Here is an 18987-nt window from a genome sequence, read left to right as displayed (position 1 = left end):
CGGGTTCATCCCACCGGGCGGCGAAGCGCCAGCAGCCCGGCCGCGACGGCAGGCAGGTCGAGGTGGTTGACCCGGCTGACCGTCTCGACCGCGCTCGCGGGGAACCCGCCGCCGCCATGCGCGGCGCCGCCGATCGCCCCGGCCATGGCGGCGATGGTGTCGCTGTCGCCGCCGAGGGACGCGGCCGCCAGGCACGCCCGCCACGGGTCATCCGGGTAGAGGGCGAGCACGGCGAACGCGGCGGGCACCGACTCCTGGCTGGCCAGGCTGGTGCCCACGAGTCGGTAGACCAGGTCGAGAGATTCCTGCGGCCGGCTGGTTTCCATCAGGCCGACGGCCCAGCGGATGCGCGGGGCCACCTGCCCGGCCGCGACCCAATAACCACGTTTCGCGCCCAGCCTCGCGGCCTCGATCGCCACCTCCGTGGCCTCGACGATGCCGGCGCCGTCGACGGCGGCGCTCACCGCCGCGGCCACAGCGGCGGCCCCCGCGATGGCGACCCCGGTGTTGTGGGTGGCCAATGCGGTCTCCACCACCCGGTCGACCAGCGCCGGCAGGTCATCGGCGGGCAGCAGGATTCCCACCGGGGCCACCCGCATCGCGGCACCGTTGGTCACCCCGAACCGGCCGGACTCCGCGGTGGACTCCCCCGCCAGCACCCGGGCGAGCGCGCCGCGGGTGGAGGGGCCGAGGAGGTCGAGTGAGCCCTTGGCCCGCATGCCGGCCTCCCAGTCGAGCAGCGTCCTGGCATAGTCCGCGGTGTCGACGTGCCCGGCTCCCGCCAGCAACAGCCCGGCCAGCAGCAGGGCCTGCTCGGTGTCGTCGGTCACCGAACCGGCCGGCATCCCGGCGGCGAGCGGATGGTCGTCTGCGGCCGGTTCGAACCCGGCCAGGCCGCCCGGGCCGAACCGCTGCAGCACCTCAGGACGGGACATCATCTGGCTGGGCATGCCCAGCGCGTCACCGATGGCGAGGCCGGTGAGAGCGCCGACGGCTCGGTCGAGGACACCGGCCGCTGTCACCGGCTGAGCCCGCGCTCGGCCAGGATCTCGGCCATCGAAGTGATCTCGATCAGCGGGGCATAGAGCGTCATCGCGTCGAGGGCGCGCTGGTGGTCGGTATCGCTGAGTCCGGCACAGGCATCCGCGACGACCCGCACCCGCACGCCGTCGTCACTCGCGGCGAGCGCGGTCGACAGCACGCAGCAGTCGGTGGATACGCCGGCCAGCACGATGTCGGTGGTGTCACCGAGGGCGGCGCGGGTGGCCGCATCCCACTTGCCGAAGGTGGGTCGGTCGATGAGCACGGCGTCGCCGGGCGGTAGAGCCGGCACCAGGTCGTAGAGGGCCGCGTTGGCGGGGTCGAGGGCGAACGGCCACTGCTCGTAATAGGGCACCCAGGCGCCCGCCGGGGTCTCCGGCGCGAGGAACCGCGTGAGCGCAGTGCGGCCGGGGAAGAGCTGGCGCAGGCGCACCGCTGAGGCCTCGGCCTCGTCGAAACGCGGCGTGAACCACGGGCTGGCCGGCTCGCCGAAGATACGTTGCAGGTCGATCAGCACGAGCCAGGAGCCGGGGGTCATACCTGTGCCGCCGCATCCTGCGCGTCGGTGAGGTGGTCGCCGGCGGCGAGGGGCAGGGCCTCCTGGCGGCGGATGGCGCCGCGGCCGAACAGCAGGGTGCCGCCGAAACCGATCACGAGCGCCACGAGCACGCCGAGGTTGGCGAAGGCCCAGTCGCCCTCGCGACCGCCGAGCCCGAACGGTTCGAGCAGGTAGCCCTGCCAGGCCAGCCACTCGGCGAAGCCATTGGTGACCATGCCCCAGCCCACCACCGCCCCGAGCGCGATGAGCACGATGGCCAGAACCCTCACGTTGCCGTAGCGGCCGGCGGGGTCGAACAGGTCCCGGGCGGCGTAGCCCTTGCGGCGCAGCAGCACGTCAGCCATGAAGATGCCGCACCAGGCGGCCACCGGCACGCCCAGGGTGATCAGGAAGCCCTGGAACGGGCCGAGGAAATCGGCGGCGAAGAAGACCACATAGACCGAGCCGAGCACCATGATGACGCCGTCGATGCCCGCGGCGACCGGACGCGGCACCTTGATGCCGGTGCTGAGCAGCGCCAGGCCCGAGGAATAGATGTCGAGCACGGCGCCGCCGACCAGGCCGAGCACGGCGGTGAGCGCGAACGGAATGAGGAACCACACCGGCAGGATGGTGGTGAGCGCGCCGATCGGGTCGATCGCGATGGCCGCGCTGAGTTCGGGTGACGACCCGGCCAGGAGCAGCCCGAAGAGCAGCAGGATGAGCGGGGCCAGGGAAGCGCCGAAGGTGGTCCAGCCCACCACGCCGGCGCTCGAGGCCGTGCGGGGCAGGTAGCGGGAGTAGTCGGCGGCCGCGTTCACCCAGCCCAGGCCGAAGCCGGTCATCATGAAGACCAGCGCGCCGATCACCTGCGGGGTCGACCCGGCTGGGATGGCCGCGAGGGCAGCGCCGTCGATCTGGCCGAAGGTGAGCACGATGTAGACCACGGTGAGCACCCCGGTGACGATGGTGATCCACTTCTGCAGTTTCATGATGAAGTCGAAGCCCAGCACGCCGCCGATCACGATCAGCGCGGCCACCACGATCAGCGCGACCACCTTGGTGGTGTCGCCGCCTTCCCAACCGAGTTCGCCGAGCACCGTGGCGGTGGCAAGCACCGCCAGCGAGGCCAGTACCGTTTCCCAGCCCACGGTGAGCAGCCACGACAGCGCGGAGGGCACCCGGTTACCGTTGACGCCGAAGGCGGCGCGGCTGAGGGTCATGGTGGGGGCGTGCCCGCGCTTGCCGGCCAGGGCGATGAAGCCGCAGAACAGGAACGACACCACGATGCCGACCAGGCCCACGATGGTGGCCTGCCAGAACGAGATGCCGAATCCGAGCAGGAACGAGCCGTAACTCACCCCGAGCACCGACACGTTGGCGGCGAACCACGGCCAGAACAGATCGCGCGGATGCCCCCTGTGCTCGCTCTGGTCGATCGAGTTGATCCCGTTCAGCTCCACGCTCAGCGCGGTGGTCGCATCGCTCATGCGACGAGACTACCCGTGGGCGGACTGCCGAGCCCGCGAGCTGTGAGAAAAGCCCCAAAAACTCGAAGTTTTCGGGGCTTAGGTCACGGTTCGCGTAAGGGGTCAGTGCACGTATTCGAGGAGGTCGAGACCGACCGAGCGCATGGCGTCGAGCACCGCGAGGCGGGAGGACAGCGAGTGGTCGTCGAAGAAGATCGAGACGGCGTAGGCGACGCCGGCCCGCGGCCCGCGGAGCACGCCCACCTCGCTGCGCACGCCGTTGTCGGTGCCGGTCTTGTTCACCAGCAGCACGCCGTGCGAGGGCTCCCGGTGTGCGTGCGGGGAGAAACCGAAGGCGCTGGCCACCATCGACAGGTCGGAGCCGAGCGACAGCCAGCCGAGCACCTTTTCGCTGGCCTCGTCGTCGAGGATCTCGCCGCGGGCCAGCGCGGTGAACAGCCAGGTGAGTTCGCGGGCGCTGCCCACCGACAGGTTCGGTGCGTCGTCGGGGCCGCGGGTGTCGCGCACCAGGTCGAGCAGTCCGGTGCCGGCCAGGCCGAGTTCCTCGGTGCGGCGGCGCACCGCCTCCAGGCCCACAGCGCGCAGCAGCACGTTGGTGGCGAGGTTGTCGTTGGTCGCGCCCACCAAGGCTGCGAGGTCGGCCACCGGCAGCGACGGCGCCTGCAGGTGCTGCCAGATCCCGGAGCCCGAAACCGAGTCCCGCACCGTACGGTCGAGGATCGTGTAGGCGCCGAAGTCCGCGTCGCGCAGCCGCGAGGCCACCTCGATCAGTAGCAGCACGGTGCCGACGCCGGCGGTGGGCATCACCACGTGGTCGTCGACCGAGAACAGCACCCGGCCGGTGGCCAGATCGGTGGCCCGAGCCGACACCTGCGCGCCGCCCATGGCGATCTCGCCGAGCGATTGGAAGCCGCGCTCGAAGGTTGACGGAACGGAGGATTCCCGGTGTTTTCCGCGATTCTCGACCGCGTGCCGGGAACGTCGTTCAGATTCCTGCGCTGGCGCGACCACGTGGATTTCGTCCTCTACTTCTGGGTGCCATTGGGCCCTCGGAAACACCATAACCCACCGGGAGGAGAGCGACCCCGAACGCTACCAGATCGTCACGCGCTTCTCAGGAGCGAGCCAGGCGGCATCCGTTTCGGTCACGCCGAAGGCCTCATAGTAGGCGTCGATGTTGCGCACGATCTGGTTGCAGCGGAACTCGTTGGGCGAATGCGGGTCGATCGCGAGCAGGCGGATGGCCTCTTCGTCGCGCAGCTTCATCTGCCAGGCCTGGGCCCAGGAGAGGAAGAAGCGCTGGGCCCCGGTGAGGCCGTCGATCACCGGCGGTTCCGCACCCTCGAGGGAGAGCAGGTAGGCCTTCCAGGCGATGGACAGGCCGCCGAGGTCGCCGATGTTCTCACCGATGGTGAGCGCGCCGTTCACGTGGTGGTCCGGAACCTGCGCCGGGGCGAGGGCGTCGTACTGCTCGATCAGTGACGCGGTGCGCTGCTCGAACGCGGCCCGGTCGGCTTCGGTCCACCAGTCGGTGAGCCGGCCGTCGCCGTCGTACTTGGAGCCCTGGTCGTCGAAGCCGTGCCCGATCTCGTGGCCGATGACGGCACCGATCGCGCCGTAGTTGGCGGCGGCGTCGCGGTTCACGTCGAAGAACGGCACCTGGAGGATCGCGGCCGGGAAGACGATCTCGTTGAAGCCGGGGTTGTAATAGGCGTTGATGGTCTGCGGGGTCATAAACCACTCGTCGCGGTCCAGCGGGCTGCCGATCTTGCCGAGCTCCCGGTGGAACTCGAACTCGCCCGTGGCGCGCACGTTCTTGATCAGGTCGCCCGGTTCGATCTCGAGTGAGGAGTAGTCGCGCCACTTCACCGGGTAGCCGATCTTGGGGGTGAACTTGTCGAGCTTCTCCAGGGCGCGCGCCTGAGTCTCGGCGGTCATCCAGTCCAGGCCGGTGATGCTGGCCCGGTAGGCCTCGACGAGGTAGCCGACGAGCACGTCCATGCTGGTCTTGGCGTCGGGCGAGAAGTGCCGCTCAACGTAGATCCGGCCGACGGCCTCGCCGAGCGAGCCCTCCACCAACGAGACGCCGCGCTTCCAGCGGGCCCGCATCTGCGGCGTACCGGTGAGGGTGCGGCCGTAGAAGTCGAAGTTGGCCTCGACGAAATCGCTCGACAGGTACGAGGCGCTCGAGCGGATGACCTGCCAGCGCAGCCAGTCCCGCCAGCCGTCCAGCCGGTCCTCGGTGAGCATCTCGGCCAGGCCGGTGACGAAGCTGGGCTCGCGCACCACGACCTCCTCGAAGGCCACTGCGGGGGCGTCCAGGCCCTCGAGCCAGAGGTCGAGGTCGGCGCCGGCGGCGAGCGCGGACAGCTGGCCCCAGGTCTTGAGGTTGTAGGTCTTCTCGCTGTCGCGGGTGCGCACGTTGTCCCAGTGGTGGCTCGCCAGCGCGGTTTCGAGCGCGAATACCCGGGCGGCGCGGGCGCCGCCGTCGACGAAACCGGCGAGGGTGAACATCCGCTCGACGAAGGCCAGGTAGGCCTCACGCACGCTGGCGAACTTCTCGTCGCGGTAGTAGGACTCGTCGGGCAGACCCAGGCCGGCCTGCTCCACGAAGACCAGGTAGCGCTCGGGGTTGCCCGGGTCGTTGTCGACGTAGAGCTGGAACACGCCGGCGACACCGGCCCGCTCGAGGCGGCCGAGCGTGGCCAGGAAGACGGGAACAGAGCTGACGCCGTCGACGGTGGCCAGGTCGGCCGCCAGCGGGGTGGCGCCGAGTTGTTCGATGCGCTCTTCGTCCATGAAGCTGGCGTACATGTCGCCGAACTTGCGCTCCTCGCTGCCCTCCGGCGCGGTCTGCGCCTCGAGGATGATCTCCTGCACGGCCTTCTCGGCCTCTTCGGCCAGCAGGTAGAAGGAGCCCCAGCGTGCCTTGTCGCTGGGGATCTCGGTGCGGGCGATCCACTTGCCGTTCACGTGGCGGAAGAGGTCGTCCTGTGGGCGCACGCCCGGGTCGAGTTCGTCGCGGTCGATTCCGGATGCAGTCACCTGATCAGTCATCGCACCAGCCTAACCGCGCCGTGGCGTGGTGGGGGATGTGACGGGGTGGGACTATCGGCCGTGGTGGGCGGATGCGGCGGCGTGCGAGCATGGGCAGCACCAGCGCTCCGAACGGGTCGCTCGTGAACCGACCCAGGAGACTCCCATGCGCGTCATCACACTGCCAGAGTTCGGCTCCGCTCTCGAGCTGAGCGAGATCGACACCCCCCAGCCGGCCGCCGGGGAGGTGCGGGTGCGGGTGCACGCCGCATCCGTGAACGGCTTCGATCTCGCGGTGGCCGCCGGCTACCTCAAGGATGCGCTCGAGCACCGTTTTCCCGTGGTGCTCGGCAAGGACTTCGCCGGCATCGTGGACGCGCTCGGTGAGGGCGTCACCGACTACGCCGTCGGCGACCGGGTCTTCGGCGTGGTCTCCAAGGCGCACCTGGGCGACGGGTCGTTCGGCGAGTTCGTGACCGTGCCCACCGCGTCCGGGCTCGCCACGCTGCCCGTCGAGGTGGACTTCGCCCGCGGCGCCGCCCTCGGCTTGGCCGGCACCGCCGCCCAGGCTGCCGTGGATGCCGCCGAGCTGACCGAGGGAAGCACCGTGCTGGTCGTCGGTGCCACCGGCGGCGTGGGCAACCAGGCCGTGCAGCTGGCCGTCGCCGCCGGCGCGACCGTGATCGCCACCGCCCGCACCGCCCTGGGCGTGGCGCAGGTGCGGCTGCTCGGCGCCACCGAGGTCGTTGACCACACCCAGAACATCTCCGCAGCGGTGCGCGAGCTGCACGCCGACGGCGTCGACGTGGTGCTGCACTTCGCCGGCGACGCCGCCACCGTGCTGCCGGCCCTCCGCTCCGGCGGCCGGTTCGTCTCCACCCTGATCGCCTCCCCGGAGCAGCTCACGGCGGTCGACGCCACCGTGGTGCCGATCTTCGCCGACCCGACCCCCGAGGTGCTGGCCCGCCTGGCCGACAACCTGGCCACCGGCCGCACCACTGTGACAGTTCAGGGCAGCTACGCGCTGGCCGACGTGGCCGAGGCCTTCGAAGCCTTCAGCGACGGTGCCCGCGGCAAGCTGGTCGTGCTGCCCTAACCCCCTCGCACTCTCTCGCGAGCTGTGAGCAAAGCCCCGAAAACCTCCGGTTTTCGGGGCTTTTCTCACGGCTCGCGGGCGTAACTAGAGTGGACGCATCAAACTTCTACGCGCCCAACCCATCGACCGGGAGATCCTCCGGCTGGCCCTGCCCGCCCTCGGGGCCCTCATCGCCGAGCCGCTGTTCCTGCTGGCTGACTCGGCCATGGTCGGCCACCTCGGCGCCGTGCCGCTGGCCGGCCTCGGCCTGGCCAGCGCGGTGCTGCAGACGATCATCGGGCTGATGGTCTTCCTCGCCTACAGCACCACTCCCGCCGTGGCGCGCTGGCTCGGTGCCGGCGACCGCCGCCGCGCGGTGGCCGTGGGCATCGACGGGCTCTGGCTGGCCCTCGGCCTGGGTGTGGTGCTCGCCGCGGCCGGCTGGTTCGCCGCCCCCTCGCTGGTGTCGGTCTTCGGCGCGGAGGCCGATGTGACCCGGGCTGCGGCGGACTACCTCGGCCTGTCGATGCTCGGCGTGCCGGCCATGCTGCTGGTCTTCGCCGCGACCGGGCTGCTCCGCGGCCTGCAGGACACCCGCACGCCGCTGTGGGTCGCCGGCCTCGGGTTCCTGGTGAACATCCTGCTCAACCTGTGGTTCATCTACGGCCTGGGCCTCGGCCTGGTCGGCTCGGCGCTCGGCACGGTGCTGGCCCAGTGGGGCATGGTGGCCGTCTACGTGGTCGTCGTCGTGCGGCACGCCCGCCGCGAGAATGCACCGCTCCGCCCGCACCGCGCCGGGATGCTGCGGGGCGCGTCCAGCGGCGGCTGGCTGTTCCTGCGCACCGCGAGCCTGCGCGCGGCGATGCTGCTCGCCGTCTTCGTGGCCACCAGCCTGGGTTCGCCCGAACTCGCCGCCTTCCAGATCGCGATGACCCTGTTCGCCGCCCTCGCGTTCGCCCTCGACGCCCTCGCCATCGCCGCCCAGGCCCTGGTGGGGCGCGGGCTCGGCGCGGGCGACGTCAGCCAGGTGCACCTGGTGTTGCGACGCTGCCTGGAGTGGGGCATCGGCGGCGGCGTGCTGCTCGGCCTGGTCGTTGTGGCCGCCAGTTGGGTTCTGGGCGGCCTGTTCACCAGCGCGGCCGAGGTCACCGTGCTGCTGCCGCCCACCCTGGTGGTTCTCGGCCTGTCGGTGCCGCTCGGCGGACTGGTCTTCGTGCTCGACGGCGTGCTGATCGGCGCCGGCGACGCCCGCTACCTCGCCCTGACCGGGCTGGCCAACCTGGCCGTCTTCGTGCCGCTGGCCGGCGCCGTGATGCTCTGGGCGCCGCCCGGCGCGGCCGGCCTGGCCTGGCTGATGGCAGCGTTCGTGTTCGGTTTCCTCGGCGCCAGGGCGGTGACCCTCTCCCTGCGCGCCCGCGGCACCAGTTGGGTGCGACTCGGCGCATCCGTCGGCACGCGGTGACGCTAGCGTTGTGAGCATGACCGACGACGACGCCGCCCGCACGAAGCACGAACTGACGCGGTGGCGCAACGCCGTCTTCGTCTTGTTCTTCGTCAGCGGACTCGGCCTGGCGTCGTGGGTGTCGCGCATCCCCACGGTGCGCGACGGTCTGCAGCTGCGCACCGACGAGGTCGGCCTGCTCATCTTCGGGCTGTCCGCCGGCTCGGTGATCGGCCTGGTCGCTGCCACCTGGTTGCTCGCGTTCTTCGGCGCCCGCCGCGCCATGGTGCTCGCCGTCACGATCTCGGCGCTCGGGCTCGTCACCGTCGGCGCCGCCGCGTCGCTCTGGGGCTCGTTCCCGCTCGCCTTCGCCGGCCTGGCGCTGGTGGGCTTCGGCATGGGCTCGCTCGACGTGATGATGAACGTGGAGGGCGCCGCGGTGGAGCGCGAACTCGGCGTGACCCTGATGCCGCTGCTGCACGCCTGTTTCAGCCTGGGCACCGTGGCCGGGGCTCTGCTCGGCGCCACCGCAGCCACGATCGGCCTGGCCGTCGGCTGGCACCTCGGGCTGATCGCCGCCCTCTCGCTGGTGGCTGCGGCCGCCGCCGCGCGCTTCGTTCCTCGGCGCAGTTCGCTTGGCGATACCCCAGAGGGTGCCGCGCAGAACACCGCACCGCGACCGAACTGGCGCGAACGGATGCGCACCAACCTGGCCGTGTGGCGCGACCCGAGCATTCTGCTGATCGGCGTGATCGTGCTGGGCATGACCTTCGCCGAGGGCTCGGCCAGCGACTGGCTCGCCCTGGCGGTGGTCGACGGCCACGGCCAGAGCGACGCCACCGGCGCCCTGGTCTTCGGCGTGTTCGTCTCCGCCATGACCGTGGGCCGGGTGCTCGGCGGACCGGTGCTCGACAGGTTCGGCCGGGTGCCCGTGCTCCGGACCTGCTCGATCCTGGGCGTGGCGGGGCTGCTCCTGGTGATCCTCGCCCCGGCGACCTGGCTGCTCGTGGTCGGCACCGTGCTCTGGGGCCTCGGTGCCTCGCTCGGCTTCCCCGTGGGCATGTCGGCCGCCGCCGACGACACCCGAAACGCGGCCGCCCGGGTGAGCGCCGTCGCCATGATCGGCTATTTCGCCTTCCTGGTCGGGCCGCCGGTGCTGGGCCTGATCGGCGAGCACTGGGGCATCCTGAACGCCCTGTACGTGATCGTGCTGCTGATGGCGCTGGCCGGACTGGCCGCGCCGGCCGCCCGCGAGCGCGCGAAGGCGAACCGGGCCGGTTAAGCTCGTCTGGTGCGCCTCGTAATAGCCCAGTGTTCAGTTGACTACGCCGGACGGCTCAGCGCGCATTTGCCGCTGGCCACCCGCCTGCTCATGCTCAAGTCCGACGGCAGTGTGCTCGTGCACTCCGATGGCGGCTCCTACAAGCCGCTCAACTGGATGAGCCCGCCGTGCAGCCTGGCCATCTCGGCGCCGGACGAGCTGCAGGTGGAGGCAGGCATCACCGAGCTGTGGACGGTGACGCACGCCAAGACTGCCGACCAGCTGATCGTGAGCATCTACGAGGTGCAGCACGACTCCGCGCACGAGCTCGGTATCGACCCCGGCCTGATCAAGGACGGCGTTGAGGCACACCTGCAGAAGCTGCTGGCCGAACACATCCACCTGCTCGGCGACGGCCACACCCTGGTGCGCCGGGAGTACATGACGGCGATCGGCCCGGTCGACATCCTGGCGCGGGATGCCTCCGGCGGCTCGGTGGCCGTTGAGCTCAAGCGCCGCGGCGACATCGACGGGGTGGAACAGCTCACCCGCTACCTCGAGCTGATGAACCGCGACCCGCACCTGGCGCCCGTGGTGGGCGTGTTCGCCGCGCAGCAGATCAAACCGCAGGCGCGGATGCTGGCCGAGGACCGCGGCATCCGCTGCCTGGTGCTCGACTACGACGCCATGCGCGGTCTCGACGACACCGCCTCGAAGCTCTTCTAGCCCCACAACTGTTTCCCGTTCGGACAGGTGCGGCCGGCGCACCGGCACCAATTGTCCGGAGCGGGCACAGCTATGGTGCGCGCCGGGGCTGCCGGTGATCCGGCTGACCAGCGGTCGGTTTTCAGCGGATGCGTGTGCCGCGCGGCCGCCCGGCAGGTCGCGATCCGTCGCCGAATGAGGTGTGTCGCTCATACCCTGATTGGCATCCGAGTGCAAGGGTTTGCCCCCTCCGCCCCTAAGCTATTGCGAGTGAACCCCACCTTGACGCGCACCTGGAGCGCCATCCTCTTCGACCTCGACGGAACCATCACGGACTCCGCCCCGGCGATCACCAACTCGCTGGCCCGCACCTTCGCCCTGCTCGGCCGTCCCGTTCCCACCGACGCCGAACTGATGGCCTACGTCGGCCCGCCACTCCTGGCCGCCTTCGGCGAGTACGCCGGCATGACGCCAGATGAAGCCCTCGAGGCGCTGGCCGTGTACCGCGCCGACTACCAGGGCCCCGCCTCGCTGGACACCGCCGTCTACCCCGGCGTCGCCGGACTGCTCGAGCGCATCCACGAAGCCGGTATCCCGCTCGGCCTGGCCACGAGCAAGCCAGAGCACACCGCGATCGCGATCCTTACGCACTTCGACCTCGCCAAGTACTTCACCATCATGGTCGGTGCCACCGAGAACGAGTCCCGCAGCAGCAAGGCCGACATCGTCGCCGAAGCCCTCGTGCGCTTCGAAGCCGCCGACGTCGACACCTCCGCCGTGGTCATGGTGGGCGACCGCATCTACGACGCAGAGGGTGCCGCCGCGAACGGCGTACCCACGATCCTCGTCGAGTGGGGCTACGGCTCGCCGGCAGAGGCCGCGCTGGCCACCGCGGTCGTGCACTCGACCGACCAGCTGGCCAAACTGCTCCTGGGCTGACCCGCGCGCGGCCGCCTCGGCCGCACCCGAGTACCGCGAACGGCCCCTTCACGCGAAGTGAAGGGGCCGTTGTGCGCGAATCACGGATGGCTCGGCGCGAGCGGGGCGGAAGCTAGCTGATGGCGGCGCGCAGCTCGGCGGCGGCGGCAGCGGGATCTGCCGCACCGTAGATCGCGCCACCGGCGACGGCGACGGATGCGCCGGCCTGCTGCACGGCGGCGATAGTGGCGACCGAGACACCGCCGGCCAGGGAGAACGGCACCTGGGCGGTCGCGCCGGCGCTGAGCAGGGTGTCCAGCGAGAAGCCCGCCTCGGCCTGCTCGTCGAGACCGGCGTGCATCTCCACGAAAACGGCGCCGAGTGTGATGACCTCACGGGCCCGAGTGACCTTGTCGGCGACGCCGATCAGGTCGACGACGATGCCCTTGTTGTGCTTGGCGGCAGCCGCGACGGCGCCCACGATCGTGCTGTCGCCGGCCGTGCCGAGCACGGTCACGAGGTCGGCACCGGCCGTGAACGCGATGTCAGCCTCGAGCTCGCCGGCATCCATGGTCTTGAGGTCGGCGAAGACGATCTTGTCGGGGTGGGCCTCTTTGATCGCGGTGACCGCGCGCAGCCCCTCCGCCTTGATCAGCGGGGTGCCGAGCTCGATGATGTCGACGTACGGGGCCACCTTGCCGGCCAGGGCCAGCGCGTCGGCGGTGGTGAGAACATCCATTGCTACCTGAAGCTTCATGGGGAACTGCTTTCTGTTGAGAGGGGTGGTCGAAAGGGTCATTCGAGGTTGGCGTGCCGCGGCCAGAGCTCGTCGGCGGTGGCACCGGATGCCCGCCACAGGCTGAAGAAGAGGGCGTCGCCGACCAGCACCACCGCCTGTTCGAACAGCGCACCGGCATATTGCGCCGAGACGGAGCCGCCGCGGTCCTGTTTCTGGGCGGCCGGGAGGATCACGCAGACGTCGGCCAGGTCGGCCAGCCGGGAGTCGGCCGCCGTCGTGAGGGCCAGCACGCTCGCGCCCACGCCGTGCGCGGTCTCGGCAGCCCGCACGATCCCGGCGGTGCTGCCGGAGCCACTGGCCACGAGCAGCGCGTCGCCGGCGCGGATCGCGGGTGTGGTGACCTCACCGACCACGTTCACGGCAAGGCCGAGGTGCATGAGCCGCATCGCCGTCATGCCGAGCGCGAGGCCGGAGCGCCCGGCGCCGAGCACGAAGACCCGGTCGGCGGTGCGCAGCCTGTCGGCCACGGCAGCGAGGTTCGCCTCCGCCTCCGGGGGCAGCCGGGTGAAGAGGGCCGCGTTCTCGGCAAGAATCTGCTGCAGCGCACCCAACACTGACGGAACCGTGCTCGCCGGCGGGGCAACGCCGGCCGGATCGTCTGCCGCACTGCGGGGTGAATCGGTGAAGACCATTCCTCCATGCTCGCCGCCGCCGGGCGGACATGCGGCCCGCCGAATGGGCGGCCTGCCTACCCGGACGGGTAGGCCAGCCCGCTCCGCCACGGCACCTTCGGGTAGGCTGACCCGATGAGATCGCTCGGAACCGCCCGTTCAATCGAATTGCTCGATGCCCTGCACGGCGTAGTCGCCAGCTCACTGCTCGACATCGCCGGCGGCTTCTCCGACCTGCTGCAGCCGCTGATCGGGCACAGCGCCCTGGTGATCTTCACGGAGGACTGCACCGGCCGGCCGCAGAAGAAGGCCGGCAACCCGGCGATCATCGACAAGGTCACCCTGGTCGAACTCGACACCGTGCGGCGCTGGCTCAGCACCGAACCGTCCGACCCGTGGGGCCAGCGCGCTGTCATCGGCGGCGTCGACCGACCGATCACCGCCTGGACGGCGTCCACCGGTGCGCTGCTGGTGCTCACCGACCCCGCACTCACCATGACCGGCGCGGCCGATCCGGAGTCGACCCTGGCGGTGGTCGGCCGGCTCTGGCAGCTCGTCGCCACGAGCATCTCCCAGCAGGTGGCCGCGGCTCCCCCCGCCTACCTGCTCGACTCGCGCGCCGCCTCCGCCGACCGGGCCAAGCTCATCGCCGACCTCACGGATGCGCATTCCACCACACTGGAGTCCCTACTGGCGGTGCTCCGCTCCGGCAGTGTGAGCGCCGAGGCGGCGCGCCAGACCGCCACCGAGCTGGCCGCGAGTGCCATGGTGACCCTGCGCGCGGTGAGCGACCGGGACAAGTCGCTGGCCGAGGAACCGGTGGCGCAGGCGTTCGCCCGGTTGCGGGACGACCTGCGACCGCTCGTGCGCTTCGGCGACCTCGATGTGCAGTTCATCGAGCCGCCCGCGAACGGCCGCGCCCTGCCCGGCGAGGTGGCCCAGGCCGGCCGCGCGATCGTGCGCGGCGCGGTGCTGGCCCTGGTGGAGCAGGCCGGGGTGAACCGGGTACGGGTGCAGTGGGACTGCGACGGCAGCAACCTGCTCATCCAGATACGTGACGACGGCGCCGGCACGCTCAGCACCGACTCCCCCGGTGTTGCCCCGCTCACCGCCCGGGTCGCCGCGCTCGGCGGCAGCTTCGACGTGCAGGCCACCGCCGGCTGGGGCTCGGAGCTGACCGTGTCGCTGCCGCTGGACGCCCCGCTGGCTCCGCTCACCCCCGCCTCGGAGTGGGGGCTCAGCCCGCGCGAGCAGGGCGTGCTCGCACTCGTGGCCTCCGGTGCGCGCAACAAGGCCATCGCGGCGGAGCTCGTGATCAGCGAGAACACCGTCAAGTTCCACGTGGCCAACCTGTTGCGCAAGGTGGGCGCATCCACCCGCGCCGAACTGGCGTCGCTCGCCCGCTGAGCCTAGTCCCGGGGCAACCGGATGGTGGAGGTCCAGCCGAACTCGGCCACATCCGTGCTGCCGCCGGCCGCCGCGGCCCGGGTGACGTGGCTGCGGGCGTGCTCGATCGCCTCGTCGAGCTCGGTGAAGAGGTGGTTGCGGTGCCGTAGCGAGGTGATCACGCCGACCCGGGTGACCAGCTTGAGGTGCCGCGGCTGGATGCCCTTGACCAGCACCGTGATGCCGCGCCGTTCGAGCGCCTGGATCATCTCGGTGACCACCCGGGCGCCGGTGGCGTCGAGCACCTGCAGCTGCGACATGCGGATGATGACCACGGTGATGTGGCTGGTCTGATTGACCCGTTCAAGCATGCGCTCGGCCGCGCCGAAGAACAGTGCGCCGTCGAGCCGGAACAGGGCGATGCGCTCGTCGCCGGCGACGGGCGTGCCGGGCAGCTCCTCCCGATGCACCCCGCTGGAGGCCGACACCGACCGCAGCGCGAAGAACGCCGCCACAGCGATGCCGATGCCCACGGCCACGATCAGGTCGACCGACACCGTCACGAGCGCGGTGATGATGAACACCGTGGCGTCGGAGCCGGTGGAGCCGATGATGCTGCGCACGGTGGCGACCGAAATCATGCGCGCCGCGGTCATCATCAGCACCCCGGAGAGAGCCGCGAGCGGGATCTGCGAGACCACCCCGGTAGCCAGGTAGACCACGCCCACCAGCACGATCGAGTGCACGATGGCGGCGAGCCGGGTGCGGCCGCCCGACCGGATGTTCACGGCCGTGCGGGCGATCGCCCCGGTCGCGGGCATGCCGCCGAAGAAGCCGGAGGCGATGGAGGCGAGGCCTTGGCCCACCAGCTCGCGGTCGGCGTCGTAAGGGCCGGTGTCGGAGAGCGACACGGCCACCCGGGCCGACAACAGCGACTCGATCGCGGCGAGCGCCGCGATGGTGAGGGCCGGGCCGATCAACGAGCCGAGCAGGCCGGCATCCAGCTGCGGCAGCATCGGCAACGGCAGCGACGCGGGCAGCTCGCCGATGCGGGCCAGCGGCAGGTTCGCCAGGTTGGCGATGATCGTGACCACGATGATGGCCACGATCGAACCGGGCAGCTTCTTGTGCACCTTGGGCGCCAGCAGCATGATCGCCGCGACCAGCAGCACCATGGCGACGGGCACGATCACGGTCGACCAGTCGACGGTGCCGACGGACTGCACGGCCGCGACGAAGGCGTTGCTGCTCGGCCCGGCTTTCGAGCCGATCGCGGCGGGCACCTGCTGCAGGAAGATGATGACGGCGATGCCGAGGGTGAAGCCCTCGATCACCGGCCAGGGAATGAAGGTGACCGCGCGGCCGAGCTTGAGCGCCCCGGCCAGAATGACGATCAGGCCGGCCATCAGGCTGAGGATGGCGACGACGCCCACCCCGTGCGCCGCGACGACCGGGCCGAGCACCACGACCATGGCGCCGGTGGGACCGGAGACCTGGATGTTCGAACCACCGAACACCGCCGCGATCACGCCGGCCACGATGGCGGTGATGAGTCCGCTCTCGGCGCCGGCGCCGGAGCTGACGCCGAAGGCCAGGGCGAGCGGCAGCGCGATGATGCCCACGGTGAGGCCGGCGACGAGGTCGCCGCGCCAGGTGCGCTTCACGTCGCGGTAGTCCTGCCAGCTGGGCAGCAGCGCGCGCAGGTAGTGCCCGGTGCGGGTGGCGGCCGTACCGACCACGCTCACCGGGTCACCGCGGCGCGCGACGCGGCATCCGTCGAAACGAGCGGGCGCAGGCCCACGGTGTTGATCAGGTTCTGCTGGGTGGTCTCGAGAACCTCCACGAGCAGCTGCCGGGCGACCGCGAGCAGGTCGGCGACCTGCGGGTAGGCCAGCCGGTAGAAGACCAGGCTGCCCCGCCGCTCGGCCAGCACCAGGTTGTGCCGGCGCAGCACCGAGAGGTGCTGGGACAGGTGCGAGGCCTCCAGGCCGGTGTCGGTGAGCAGGTCGGACACCGACAGGTCGGTCTCGGCATGGGCGAGCACCTCGAGCACCCGCACGCGCACCGGATGCGCGAGCCCCTTGAACAGGTTGGCCTTGACCTCGTAGAGCGGGCGATTCGCATCCGTGAACGGGTCGGGCAGTTCCTGACTGAGTGATTCCATAAATTCATCATATCGCCGAGCCAGCTGCGAGGACGGGGACGAAGGTCCCGATCAGGCCCGCAACGACCCCGCGCACGGATGGCGCAATACGGCTGACACACTCCACCGGCCTGCAGCCACCCGGCGCAATCCGGCGGCAACATCGGGCTGGCAAGCTCGAAGAAACCAGGAGAACCGTGACCGCATTGAAGCCGCACCGCCCCGAGCCGTATCCCCCCAGAGCCCACCTCGTGTCGCTCCGTCCGCTCGTGGTGCCGCTCAGCGGCCTCCTCATCGCCCAGTTCGTGGCCGGGCTGAGCGCGACCATCGTCGCCACCTCGATCCCGTCGATCCTGCAGAATCTGGAGGGGCCGCCGTCGCACTCCACCTGGATCGTGGCGGCCACGATCCTCGGCAACACTGCCACCGTGCCCATCTGGGGCAAGCTCGGCGATCGGTTCAATCCCAAGGGCATCCTGCAGGCCGCGCTGCTGTTCTTCGCGGCCGGCTCGCTGGTGGCGGGGCTCGCACCCAACACCACCCAGCTGATCGTGGGGCGCGCGCTGCAGGGCATCGGCCTGGGCGGCGTGATCGCACTCATCGTGATCGTGACCGCCGCGCTGGTGGAACCCCGTCAGCGCGGCCGGGTGAACGCCTGGCTCACCAGCATGCAGACCACCGCCACCCTGAGCGGCCCGATCATCGGCGGGCTGATCGTGCAGACCTCCGGTCTGGGCTGGCAGTGGTGCTTCCTGCTCAGCGTGCCGGCCGCCACGGTGTCGATCCTGGTGATCGCCTCGACCCTGCACATCGTGCGCCAGCCCCGCACTCGGATGCCGGCGGACTTCGCCGGCGCCGGCCTGATCGCCGTGGGAGTGACGTCGTTGCTGATCTGCGTCTCCGTGCTGCCCACCGTGGCCGACGCCGTGCCGCTGGCCGTGATCAGCGGCGGAGTGGGCATCCTCACCCTGGTGGCCGTCTGGTTCGTCGAGTTGCGCGCCGCCGACCCGATCCTGCCGCTCCGCCTGCTCGCGGCGCGCACCCCGTTGCTCTGCATCATCGCGGCGTTCTTCGCCGGCACCACCCTGTTCGGCGGCTCGGTGTTCATCACCCAGTACCTGCAGCTCGGGGTGGGCCTGATGCCGGTGACCGCCGGCCTGCTACTCACCCCGATGGCGCTGGGCACCGTCGGCAGCGCGTTCGCGGCGGGGCGGTTCATCAGCCGCACCGGGCGGGTGCGCCCGGTGATGCTGGTGGGCGCGATCTCGCTCTTCGCCGGCAATGTGGTGCTCTTCCTGATGGACTTCTCCCCCATCGTGATGGCCGTCACCGGAACGGTGCTGCTGGCCTGCGGGCTCGGCGCGGTGCTGCAGAACCTCACCATCACCGCGCAGACCACCGTGCCCTTCCACACCGTCGGCTCGATGAGCGCGTCGATCGGCTTCTTCCTCGCCCTCGGCGGCACGATCGGTTTTGTCGTGCTCGGCTCGGTGCTCACCTACCGGGTGGAGACACTGCAAGCCGGCGGCGCCAGTCTGGCCGGTGCCTACTTTGAGGGGATGCCGCTGCTGTTCGGCTTGTCGGCGCTGCTCGTGCTGCCCGCCATCACGGCGATCGCCGCTCTGCCGCCCATCCACCTGCGCGCGGTGACGGTGGTCTGAACCGCCTCGCCCACGGCTCTCCTTTATCGTTGAATGGATGCCGGTTCACCGGCCGCCAGCCCCCACAAGGAGGGACACGCAGAATGGAAGACCGCCGGGACGAAGAACGCGCGGCCTTTCGGCGTGCTGCCGCCCTGCGCATCCTGGGCGAGCCGAAGCAGAACGAGGTGCGCCGGGTCTACGCGCTGATGCGCACCGCCATCCGCACCCAGGTGGTGCAGAACGGCGAGATGCTCGTTGAGGCGACCGTGATGCGGCAATTCAACACCACCCGCCAGGCGGTGCGCGGCGCGCTGTCTCAGCTGGCCGACGACGGGTTGGTGGAGCGACTGCCCCGGATCGGCACCAAGGTTCGGGACAGTTTCGACGGCGTGGAAATCGGGCTGCCGCTGGATGCCAGCGAGCGCTACGACGTGGGGCTGCCCGATGGCGCCCTGGACCGCTACGACATCGCCCCGATCTATGCGGAGGTGGTGCCGGGTTCGCCGGTGATCCGCGCCCAGCTCGAGCTCGGCCCGGAGTCCGACGTGTCGATGGCCGAGTACCTGATCTCGTCGGCCGGCGTGCCGTTCTGCGTCGAGACCTGTTACTGGGCGCCTGACGTCACACCGAGGGTCCCCTTCGTGGCCGAACCCGGGGATGACCTGCCGAAATCGTTCGAGCGGCACTTCGGCCTACCACTGTTGCGGAGTACGACCTCGGTGGAGGCGCTGCAGGGAGATCCGAACACCTGCGCGGCGCTCGGCCTGGCGCCGGCGTCCCCGTTGTTGATCAGCGAGCGGGTGCTCTACGACACCAATGACGTGCCGCGGGAACTGCAGTACATCTACTACGCCGCGAGCCGCACCTATTTTCGGGCGAACACGAGCTACCGCTAGAGGA

General features: G+C 70.6%; 17 protein-coding genes. 8 read left to right on the top strand and 9 right to left on the bottom strand.

Translation table 11 applies throughout. From position 1 onward, the window contains the following. Positions 1 to 5: 5 nt before the first annotated feature. From CTB96_RS05410 to CTB96_RS05390, 5 genes are all read right to left on the bottom strand, one after another. Positions 6 to 1022 carry an ADP-ribosylglycohydrolase family protein gene (locus CTB96_RS05410; RefSeq protein ID WP_248283227.1) on the bottom strand — a complete coding sequence of 339 codons (1017 nt, stop codon included), beginning with the start codon at positions 1020 to 1022 and terminating at the stop codon, positions 6 to 8. After that, the gene (locus tag CTB96_RS05405) at positions 1019 to 1579 is read right to left on the bottom strand and encodes a cysteine hydrolase family protein (protein WP_110125832.1); all 561 of its coding nucleotides are present in this window, start codon (positions 1577 to 1579) and stop codon (positions 1019 to 1021) included. Before CTB96_RS05405 ends, CTB96_RS05410 begins: the two co-directional genes overlap by 4 nt. Continuing rightward, a complete protein-coding gene (locus tag CTB96_RS05400; protein WP_110125831.1) occupies positions 1576 to 3069 on the bottom strand; it encodes a purine-cytosine permease family protein in 1494 nt (497 codons plus the stop codon). Before CTB96_RS05400 ends, CTB96_RS05405 begins: the two co-directional genes overlap by 4 nt. A gap of 102 nt (positions 3070 to 3171) precedes the next feature. Next, positions 3172 to 4080: a serine hydrolase gene (locus tag CTB96_RS05395; protein WP_110125830.1), complete on the bottom strand. Its 909-nt coding sequence runs from the start codon at positions 4078 to 4080 to the stop codon at positions 3172 to 3174. Positions 4081 to 4161: 81 nt separating this feature from the next. Further along, positions 4162 to 6126 (bottom strand): M13 family metallopeptidase, encoded by a 1965-nt coding sequence (locus CTB96_RS05390; protein WP_110125829.1) that lies wholly within the window; start codon positions 6124 to 6126, stop codon positions 4162 to 4164. Positions 6127 to 6271: 145 nt separating this feature from the next. Here CTB96_RS05390 and CTB96_RS05385 point away from each other — a divergent pair, with 145 nt between their 5' ends. The 5 genes from CTB96_RS05385 to CTB96_RS05365 all read left to right on the top strand — a co-directional run bounded on the left by CTB96_RS05385 (position 6272) and on the right by CTB96_RS05365 (position 11526). After that, complete coding sequence (locus tag CTB96_RS05385; RefSeq protein WP_110125828.1) at positions 6272 to 7201, top strand: NADP-dependent oxidoreductase; 930 nt, start codon at positions 6272 to 6274, stop codon at positions 7199 to 7201. Between the two features lie 97 nt (positions 7202 to 7298). Then, on the top strand, positions 7299 to 8642 hold the full coding sequence (locus tag CTB96_RS05380; RefSeq protein WP_282433113.1) for an MATE family efflux transporter: 1344 nt from the start codon (positions 7299 to 7301) through the stop codon (positions 8640 to 8642). Between the two features lie 16 nt (positions 8643 to 8658). Further along, on the top strand, positions 8659 to 9903 hold the full coding sequence (locus CTB96_RS05375) for an MFS transporter (protein ID WP_110125826.1): 1245 nt from the start codon (positions 8659 to 8661) through the stop codon (positions 9901 to 9903). Between the two features lie 9 nt (positions 9904 to 9912). Then, the gene (gene nucS, locus CTB96_RS05370) at positions 9913 to 10608 is read left to right on the top strand and encodes an endonuclease NucS (RefSeq protein WP_110125825.1); all 696 of its coding nucleotides are present in this window, start codon (positions 9913 to 9915) and stop codon (positions 10606 to 10608) included. 249 nt (positions 10609 to 10857) lie between these two features. After that, entirely contained in the window at positions 10858 to 11526 is a 669-nt protein-coding gene (locus tag CTB96_RS05365) for an HAD hydrolase-like protein (RefSeq protein ID WP_248283225.1), read from the top strand. Between the two features lie 112 nt (positions 11527 to 11638). Here CTB96_RS05365 and hxlA read toward each other — a convergent pair whose 3' ends face one another. Beyond that, positions 11639 to 12262, bottom strand: a complete 624-nt coding sequence (hxlA, locus tag CTB96_RS05360) for a 3-hexulose-6-phosphate synthase (protein ID WP_110125824.1) — start codon at positions 12260 to 12262, stop codon at positions 11639 to 11641. Positions 12263 to 12300: 38 nt separating this feature from the next. Next, positions 12301 to 12936, bottom strand: coding sequence for a 6-phospho-3-hexuloisomerase (gene hxlB, locus CTB96_RS05355; protein WP_110125823.1), 636 nt, complete (start codon positions 12934 to 12936; stop codon positions 12301 to 12303). Between the two features lie 114 nt (positions 12937 to 13050). Here hxlB and CTB96_RS20900 point away from each other — a divergent pair, with 114 nt between their 5' ends. Then, positions 13051 to 14322: a LuxR C-terminal-related transcriptional regulator gene (locus tag CTB96_RS20900; protein WP_110125822.1), complete on the top strand. Its 1272-nt coding sequence runs from the start codon at positions 13051 to 13053 to the stop codon at positions 14320 to 14322. Between the two features lie 2 nt (positions 14323 to 14324). On the opposite strand, the gene CTB96_RS05345 is transcribed toward CTB96_RS20900, so the two are convergent. Continuing rightward, positions 14325 to 16046 (bottom strand): SulP family inorganic anion transporter, encoded by a 1722-nt coding sequence (locus tag CTB96_RS05345; RefSeq protein WP_110125821.1) that lies wholly within the window; start codon positions 16044 to 16046, stop codon positions 14325 to 14327. Further along, positions 16043 to 16465: an ArsR/SmtB family transcription factor gene (locus CTB96_RS05340; protein ID WP_110125820.1), complete on the bottom strand. Its 423-nt coding sequence runs from the start codon at positions 16463 to 16465 to the stop codon at positions 16043 to 16045. The genes CTB96_RS05345 and CTB96_RS05340 overlap by 4 nt, the downstream gene beginning before the upstream one ends. Before the next feature lie 176 nt (positions 16466 to 16641). On the opposite strand from CTB96_RS05340, the gene CTB96_RS05335 reads away from it, so the two are divergent. Then, on the top strand, positions 16642 to 18105 hold the full coding sequence (locus CTB96_RS05335; RefSeq protein WP_181397145.1) for an MFS transporter: 1464 nt from the start codon (positions 16642 to 16644) through the stop codon (positions 18103 to 18105). 83 nt (positions 18106 to 18188) lie between these two features. After that, positions 18189 to 18983, top strand: coding sequence for a GntR family transcriptional regulator (locus tag CTB96_RS05330; RefSeq protein WP_110125818.1), 795 nt, complete (start codon positions 18189 to 18191; stop codon positions 18981 to 18983). Positions 18984 to 18987: the final 4 nt, after the last annotated feature.

It is taken from the genome of Cryobacterium arcticum (genome assembly GCF_003185895.1).
GTDB classification, from domain to species: domain Bacteria; phylum Actinomycetota; class Actinomycetes; order Actinomycetales; family Microbacteriaceae; genus Cryobacterium; species Cryobacterium arcticum.
The sequence above is the reverse complement of the archived record's forward strand: the minus strand, read 5'-3'. Positions and strand labels throughout refer to the sequence as shown.